Origin of the sequence: Synechococcus sp. MU1642, assembly GCF_020514115.1 — a bacterium.
In the GTDB taxonomy this organism is placed as follows: Bacteria; Cyanobacteriota; Cyanobacteriia; order PCC-6307; family Cyanobiaceae; genus Parasynechococcus.
Genome location: NZ_VTKZ01000021.1, coordinates 1 through 5889 on the forward strand (window position 1 = coordinate 1; position 5889 = coordinate 5889).

Annotated in this window: 9 protein-coding genes and 1 pseudogene; 3 read left to right on the forward strand and 7 right to left on the reverse strand. The window is 63.7% G+C overall.

Features of this window, described 5'->3' with window-relative positions:
- Positions 1 to 455, forward strand: a pseudogene (locus tag FZZ85_RS11920) (asparaginase); the annotation flags it as partial.
- Here the strand turns inward: FZZ85_RS11920 and FZZ85_RS11925 are convergent.
- The 6 genes from FZZ85_RS11925 to prfB all read right to left on the reverse strand — a co-directional run bounded on the left by FZZ85_RS11925 (position 439) and on the right by prfB (position 4135).
- Positions 439 to 1161 (reverse strand): MBL fold metallo-hydrolase, encoded by a 723-nt coding sequence (locus FZZ85_RS11925; protein WP_226415519.1) that lies wholly within the window; start codon positions 1159 to 1161, stop codon positions 439 to 441. The pseudogene FZZ85_RS11920 and the gene FZZ85_RS11925 overlap by 17 nt on opposite strands.
- Before the next feature lie 38 nt (positions 1162 to 1199).
- A complete protein-coding gene (locus FZZ85_RS11930) occupies positions 1200 to 1790 on the reverse strand; it encodes an aminodeoxychorismate/anthranilate synthase component II (RefSeq protein WP_226415521.1) in 591 nt (196 codons plus the stop codon).
- Positions 1791 to 1804: 14 nt separating this feature from the next.
- Complete coding sequence (locus FZZ85_RS11935; RefSeq protein WP_226415533.1) at positions 1805 to 2212, reverse strand: diacylglycerol kinase family protein; 408 nt, start codon at positions 2210 to 2212, stop codon at positions 1805 to 1807.
- A gap of 104 nt (positions 2213 to 2316) precedes the next feature.
- Positions 2317 to 2835, reverse strand: coding sequence for an rRNA maturation RNase YbeY (ybeY, locus tag FZZ85_RS11940; RefSeq protein WP_226415523.1), 519 nt, complete (start codon positions 2833 to 2835; stop codon positions 2317 to 2319).
- 2 nt (positions 2836 to 2837) lie between these two features.
- Positions 2838 to 3002: a DUF3285 domain-containing protein gene (locus FZZ85_RS11945; protein ID WP_011129165.1), complete on the reverse strand. Its 165-nt coding sequence runs from the start codon at positions 3000 to 3002 to the stop codon at positions 2838 to 2840.
- Between the two features lie 4 nt (positions 3003 to 3006).
- A protein-coding gene (prfB, locus tag FZZ85_RS11950) for a peptide chain release factor 2 (protein WP_226415525.1) occupies positions 3007 to 4135 on the reverse strand; the annotation gives its coding sequence in 2 pieces (ribosomal slippage) (positions 3007 to 4059 and positions 4061 to 4135; 1128 coding nt in all).
- Between the two features lie 77 nt (positions 4136 to 4212).
- Between prfB and grxC the strand changes: the two genes are divergently transcribed.
- Positions 4213 to 4470 (forward strand): glutaredoxin 3, encoded by a 258-nt coding sequence (gene grxC, locus FZZ85_RS11955; RefSeq protein ID WP_226415527.1) that lies wholly within the window; start codon positions 4213 to 4215, stop codon positions 4468 to 4470.
- Positions 4471 to 4473: 3 nt separating this feature from the next.
- Entirely contained in the window at positions 4474 to 5397 is a 924-nt protein-coding gene (gshB, locus tag FZZ85_RS11960; RefSeq protein ID WP_226415529.1) for a glutathione synthase, read from the forward strand.
- Here the strand turns inward: gshB and FZZ85_RS11965 are convergent.
- Positions 5364 to 5889, reverse strand: a 526-nt coding sequence (locus tag FZZ85_RS11965) for a chorismate-binding protein (RefSeq protein ID WP_226415531.1), incomplete at its 5' end; no start/stop codon positions are given. The genes gshB and FZZ85_RS11965 overlap by 34 nt on opposite strands.

Consider the following 5889-nt stretch of genomic DNA (forward strand, 5'->3'; position numbering starts at 1 on the left):
GTCCCGGCAGGGGGCCGTTGGGTTGGGTGGACGACGTTGGCGTTCATCTGCCAACAGCGAGTGGACCTCGGCAGGTGCCTTTTGCTGATCTCGATTTACCGGAGCAATGGCCCCAGGTGCCGATCGTTTACGGGTGTGTGGACCCTGAGCCACTCCTACTCAGCGCCTGTCTCAATTCCCGTGTTGCAGGCCTGGTGTTCACGGGTACCGGTGCGGGTCAGCTGTCGGTTGGCGAATGCCGAGTGTTGGAGGCGTGGGCTGGCCCACAACCGTTGATGCTGCGGGCCAACCGCTGTGGGTCTGGATCCGTGCATCGCCATGCCGAGGACGAACGGCTTGGATTGCTACCCGCAGGCAGCCTGAATCCCCAGAAAGCAAGGGTGTTGTTGCTGTTGGCTGTGTTGGCGGGTTGGGACAGAAATCAGCTGGATGCGCTGATCACTGCATCACCGTGATCACGGTGGTGTCGTCGAGGCGGCCCGGCAGGGTTTGAGAGCGGCCAACTCGGCGTACAGCGGTGCCACCCATGGCCTCGAGGAAGGGCTGCACACCCTCTTGATCACATCCTTCAGGCGCATCGCCGTTGACGTATTGCACCGGGATGACGCGCTTGGGGTTCAACTGCTTCACCACTGCCGCAGCTTCTTCGGCGTTGTAGATCTTGCTGCCGCCACCCACGCCGATGATCAGCACATCGGGGTTGCCCAGCAGCACCCGGTCGGCAGCTGTTAGCTCTCCAGCGGTGGCGCCGAGGTGGGCAAAGCTGAGGCTCCCCTGCTGCCAGCGCCAGAGGGTGGCATTGCCAAAGCGCCGTCCGCCCATGCGGTCGTGGGGATTGGCAAAGCCCTCCAGGCTCAGCCCACCAAGCCGATACGACCCGGGTTGGGCGAGAAAGCTGCCGCCGGCCACATCGCGGGCTCCTTCATCGGCGAGTTCGGAGTTGGCCAGAACAACGCCCGCTTTTAGCCGGGGCTCTGGCAGGCCTGCTGCACAGCCCACGGCCTTGTAGGGGTTGAGTAGCACCGACTGGCCGCCCCCCTGGATCAGCAGGGCCCGTTGCCCATAGCTGCTGATCGACACTCCCCCGCCCGCCAAGGCTGGAGACGTGAGGCTGAGTGCCAGGCCTGCAGCGGCGGTCACGGCGGAACGCAGGACGGACATGGGCGGGGTCGAACGTGTTTCGGACGCTAACAGCGTTATCACTCGGCTTCCCGCAGGAAGTTCGCCAGCAGTTGGTGGCCTTGATCGGTGAGCACGCTTTCGGGGTGAAATTGCACCCCCTGCAGGTGGTGATGCTCCCGATGCCGCAGGCCCATGATCGTGCCGTCCTCGAGCCAAGCGGTTACCTCCAGGCAGTCCGGCAGGGTTTCGCGTTCGGCGATCAGGGAGTGGTACCGGGTGGCCGTCAGCGGTTGAGGCAGCCCCGCAAACACGCCGTCGCCCCTGTGCAGCACCGGTGAGGTCTTGCCGTGCATCTGCTGCTGGGCGCGCACTACCCGGCCGCCGTACACCTGAGCGATGGCCTGATGGCCCAGGCACACCCCCAGGGTGGGCACGGTGGCTGAAAGCTCCTTGAGGATGTCGAGGCAGACGCCGGATTGATCCGGGTCGCCGGGCCCTGGAGAGAGCAGGATCGCGTCGGGCTTCAGGGCGCGGATCTGCTCCAGGCTGATGGCGTCGTTGCGATGCACCTGCAGATCGGCTGCCACCGGATGCAGGGCAGCGAGTTCACCGAAGTACTGCACCAGGTTGAAGGTGAAGCTGTCGTAGTTGTCGATGACCAGCAGCATCTGCGAATCGGGAGTCAGAGCCCCAGGTGGAGCAAGAGCGGCGGAAGCAGGAGTAACAGAGCGATCAGCAAGGAGCTGATGGCGGCCGTCAGCACGGCAGCAGCAGCACAGTCTTTGGCGATGCGGGCTAATGGGTGATAGCGCCGGCCAATGGCCAGATCCACCACCGCTTCCATCGCAGTGTTCAGCAGCTCCAACACCAGAACGGCAGCCACCGTAAGCACCAGCACGGCCAGGCGGATTAGATCCAGTTGCAGCCAGGTGGCCAGACCAAACACCACCACGCCCGTCACCACATGGATGCGGAAGTTGCGCTGAGTGAGGAAGGCGTAGCCAAGGCCTTGGGCGGCGTAACGAAAACTCGACGGCAGATCACCGGCGATGCGCCAGCTGCCTCGTCGTCGCATGCCGTTGGGCACCATGGCCACCTCTTCAGAAGCTGCTTCTGCGGGTGGTCTCCGGGGCGATTCGGTGGTCATCGGAACGGAACTCGGACTCCGCAGGGCGCACGCCCGCTCTTCGAAGCCTACCCGGGTTCTCCAGACCACCCATCCCCAAGAAGCCTCTCCTGCAGGGCCAGCATCGCGGCAAGGCTGTCGTCGTCGGGATGGTCCCAGCCCAGCAGGTGCAGCAGGCCATGGCTCACCAGCCAGCGCAATTCCCGCTGCAGGTTGTGCCCCTGCTCCTGGGCCTGACGTCGGGCCGTCTCTAGGGACACGACAATGTCTCCTAGTTCGATGCTGGGCCCTTCCATCCAGTCACCGGCATCGTCGAGGGCTGCAAACGACAACACGTCCGTGGGGCCTGTTTTCTGGCGCCAGGCGCTGTTCAAATCCGCGATGTTGGCGTCATCGGTGAAGCGCAGCCCCAGGCTTAGCTCTTCCGCCGCGCGCACCAGGGTTGGGCAGTCGAGGCTCTCATCCCCGCAAAGGCTGTTCAGCCAACGTTCCAGCTGCTGGAGCCATACCGTCTCATCGAGCAGGTCGGCACTGTCGGAGGGTTCCAGCGCCACCCCATCCTGGTCCAGCGCAAGGTCGAGCTCCATGACTACCCCGGCAGGGTCGGACGCCCTAGCCAAGCCACGAGGGTGATGAAGCCGAGGAATCCCATGGCGGTGAGGCCGAAGTGAAACAGGCTCTTGCTGCCCTTACGCACCATGTTGCGCATGGCCTGTTTGACGAAGCTCGGCGGTGGGGTGCTCTCGGTGGCCATGGGATCAGGAATCGGCGTCGGCGCCGGGGCTGTCGACACCCTGGCGCAAAGAGGCGTCGATAAATGGGTCGAGGGCCCCATCCATCACGGCTTGCACATCGTTGGTTTCTTCATTGGTGCGCAGGTCTTTCACCATTTGGTAAGGCTGAAAAACGTAGTTGCGAATCTGGTTGCCCCAGGCCGCTTCAACGATGTCGCCGCGGATGTCGGCGATTTCGGCCGCCCGTTGCTCCTGGGCGATCACCAGCAATTTGGCCATCAGCAACGCCATCGCCTTCTCTTTGTTCTGGAGCTGGGAGCGCTCCTGGGTGCAGCGCACAAACAGCCCGGTGGGGATGTGCAGGATGCGAACAGCCGTTTCCACCTTGTTCACGTTCTGGCCACCTGCGCCGCCCGAGCGGCTGGTGGTGATTTCCAGGTCCTTTTCAGGAATGTCGAGCTTCACGTCCTCCTCGAGCTTGGGCATCACCTCCACACCGGCAAAGCTGGTCTGGCGCTTGTCGTTGGCGTTGAACGGTGAGATGCGCACCAGGCGATGTGTCCCTTTCTCGTTGCGCAGGTAGCCGTAGGCGTAGCGCCCTTCGATCTCGATTGTGCAGCTCTTGATCCCGGCTTCTTCCCCTTCAGAGAGTTCGTCCACGGTCACCTTCATGCCGCGGTCTTCCGCCCAGCGGGTGTACATGCGCAGCAGCATCTGCGCCCAGTCCTGCGCGTCTGTTCCGCCGGCCCCTGCATTGATGCTGAGCACGGCACCCTCTTTGTCGTATTCGCCGCTGAGCAGGCGTTCCAGTTCCCAGCGGTCCAGCCCTTGGCGCAACTGGTTCAGGCCGTTCTGGGCTTCCTGCAGCAGGTCATCATCGGTCTCTAGCTCATATAGCTCAAGAGTGGCCTGGGCGTCATCGACCGCACCGCGCCATCCGGCCAGCTGAGACAGCTGGGCTTTTACCTCATCCAGACGCCGCATTTGCTTTTGGGCGTTCTGCTGGTCATCCCAGAAATCGGGCTGGGCCGCGAGTTGTTCGAGATCCTGTTGCCTTGCGTTCAGTGCAGGAACGTCAAAGACAGTCCTGGGCATTGCCCAGGCGGTCAGTGAGCTCGGAGAGGTCGCGTTTGAAGTCCGTGAGATCCAGCAAGGACTCGGTCCTGATCAGCCTCTGACGCTATCAGCGCAGTTGCTGCATAGGATCCGACCACTGGCATCACCAACGCAATGGCCAAGGTTGAGATCTACACCTGGCAAACCTGCCCGTTCTGCGTCCGCGCCAAGGGGCTCTTGGATCGCAAGGGGGTGAGCTACACCGAACACAGCGTGGATGGCGATGAGCCTGGCCGCGATGCCATGGCGGCCAGGGGTGATGGTCGCCGCAGCGTTCCTCAGGTTTACATCGACGATCGCCACATCGGTGGCTGTGACGACCTCCATGCCTTGGAGCGCGCTGGTGAGCTTGATGCGCTGCTGAAGGCCTGATCGATGCGACAGCTGTTTGTTCTGGATCCTCTGGGGCAGATCAATCCAGCCAAGGATTCCTCTGCCGCACTAATGCAGGCCGCCTGTCGGGCCGGCGATGAGGTGTGGGCCTGCACGCCCTCTGATCTGATTGCCCGGGGGGATGAACCCCTGGCGATTGCCCTGCCGGTGACCCCGGAGCCCTGGATCACGGTTGGGGTGGCCGAACGTCAGGCCCTGGCTGGGTTTGACGTGATCTGGATGCGCAAGGATCCGCCGGTGGATGAGGCGTATCTGTATGCCACCCATCTGCTGGAGGTGGCGGAGCGGGCCGGGGTGCGGGTGCTCAATCGCCCCAGTGCGCTGCGCAGCTGGAACGAAAAGCTGGGGGCGTTGCGCTTCAGCCGTTGGATGGCCCCCACGCTGGTGTCGGGGCGGGTGTCTGAGCTGCTGTTGTTTGCCCAGGAGCAGCAGGAGATTGTGCTTAAACCCTTGGGGGGCCGTGCCGGCCTGGGGGTGATTCGGGTCAACGGCCAGTCGCCTGGCTTGAAGGCTCTGCTGGAGTTGGTGACGGAGCAGGAACGCTTACCGGTGATGGCCCAGGCTTTTCTTCCGTCCGTGAGCGAGGGCGACAAGCGCATCCTGCTGGTGGACGGCGATCCCCTGGGAGCGATCAATCGGCGCCCATCAGCGGGGGAGTTCCGTAGCAATCTGGCTGTGGGTGGTCAGGCGGAGGCCACGGAACTCACCGAGCGGGAACGTCAGATCTGTGCGGCCCTGGCCCCGGCGCTGCGGGCGGAGGGATTGTTCTTCGTTGGCATCGATGTGATCGGCGGCATGCTCAGCGAAATCAACGTCACCAGCCCCACGGGGGTTCAGGAAGTGGAGCGGCTGATGAACCAGCCTCTGGCGGATCAGACGATCGAGCGGTTGCGCGCGCTGGTCTGAAGTTCCAGCTGGTCCGCCAGGACCGCCAGCTTCAGCCCCACTTCCTGCAGCTCGCGCTCGGCAATGGATCCCCGCACTAGGCCAGCTCCGGCGGTGAGGTCCAGCTCGCAGCCCCGGGAATGACCGCAGCGGATTGCCACCCGCAGTTCCGCATCACCGGCACTGTCGATCCAACCAATCGGCGCCGCGTAACTGCCCCGTTCGAAGGGTTCGAGGGTGCGCAACCAGGCCATCGCGTCGCGTCGTGGCAACCCTGCAACGGCGGGGGTGGGGTGCAGCTGTTCAGCAAGGGCCAGCACCGGCTGACCGTGGGTTTCCGCCGTGATCGGGGTGTGCAGGTGGGTGAGATTGCCGTGACGGGCTAGTTGGGGTTGCCGGCGGTGGCGCGGGGTCAAGCCGTTGCGGCGCAGTTGGTCGGTGATGGTTTCCACCACCAATTGGTGTTCACGGCGGTCCTTGTCGGAGCGAAGCAGCTGATCCCCGGAATCCCCT

Bases quoted from the DNA above. Each gene is read 5' to 3' on its own strand.
- FZZ85_RS11925 (WP_226415519.1), bottom strand. From the start codon at position 1,161: ATGTCCGTCCTGCGTTCCGCCGTGACCGCCGCTGCAGGCCTGGCACTC.
- FZZ85_RS11930 (WP_226415521.1), bottom strand. From the start codon at position 1,790: ATGCTGCTGGTCATCGACAACTACGACAGCTTCACCTTCAACCTGGTG.
- FZZ85_RS11935 (WP_226415533.1), bottom strand. From the start codon at position 2,212: ATGGTGCCCAACGGCATGCGACGACGAGGCAGCTGGCGCATCGCCGGT.
- ybeY (WP_226415523.1), bottom strand. From the start codon at position 2,835: ATGGAGCTCGACCTTGCGCTGGACCAGGATGGGGTGGCGCTGGAACCC.
- FZZ85_RS11945 (WP_011129165.1), bottom strand. From the start codon at position 3,002: ATGGCCACCGAGAGCACCCCACCGCCGAGCTTCGTCAAACAGGCCATG.
- grxC (WP_226415527.1), top strand. From the start codon at position 4,213: ATGGCCAAGGTTGAGATCTACACCTGGCAAACCTGCCCGTTCTGCGTC.
- gshB (WP_226415529.1), top strand. From the start codon at position 4,474: ATGCGACAGCTGTTTGTTCTGGATCCTCTGGGGCAGATCAATCCAGCC.